Origin of the sequence: Erysipelothrix anatis (genome assembly GCF_009828745.1) — a bacterium.
GTDB classification, from domain to species: Bacteria; Bacillota_I; Bacilli_A; order Erysipelotrichales; family Erysipelotrichaceae; genus Erysipelothrix; species Erysipelothrix anatis.
In genome coordinates this window covers 1-709 of the sequence record NZ_WTSX01000027.1, presented here as the reverse complement: position 1 = coordinate 709, position 709 = coordinate 1, and the positions used below count along the sequence as shown (strand labels likewise).

The window sequence follows — 709 nt, the reverse complement described above, 5'->3', positions numbered from 1 at the left end:
TCAGCGAATCTTGAAGGGATTCGTATTAATGGAAAAGTCATTGATGGCTTTGATCCGGAGGTAACAGAGTATACAATTCCAATTGCCAGCGAATACATAGCGAAAGATGAAATTACAGTTGATAAACAACATCTTAGTCAGATAGTCGTTGGTACAGGATATCTCGAATTCAAAAAAGGCAATCAAAGCCAAACATTAACGGTCTTCTCGGCGGATGGAAAAACGAGCAAAGTATATACTTTGCATTTTCAACGTGAAGCATCAACGAAGTTATTCAACTTAAAAGTAAAAAATCATGCATTCAATAATAATGCAGTGTTTGCGTGGGATACGTATACCTATGATGTAAATAGTTACCAAACTGTCGGTTTGGAGATTGAAGCAGAAACCTTTGATGAAAAGGCAAGCATTAGTGTGAGTGGTTTGGACTCTCTCAAAGTTGGAGACAATACCATTCGAGTGAGTGTAACGCGTGAAGGGGTTGAACCTACTGTTTATACTCTTAATGTGAAGCGAAATCTTGCTTTGAACTTCGATTACAGTGGGTCAATGCAACGTGTAGTTATTCCACAAAGTGGTTATTATAAAATTGAAGCTTGGGGTGCCGAAGGAGGTACCGACAGCCATCAAGGATCGGGTGGAAAAGGTGGCTATACATCTGGTGAAGTCTATCTCGAAGCCGGTGAAGAACTTTTTGTGACGGTTGGTG

The 709-nt window shown here is 40.1% G+C and carries 1 protein-coding gene; it reads left to right on the top strand.

From position 1 onward, the window contains the following. Positions 1-709, top strand: a 709-nt coding sequence (locus tag GVV19_RS10720) for a glycine rich domain-containing protein (RefSeq protein WP_201288213.1), incomplete at both ends; no start/stop codon positions are given.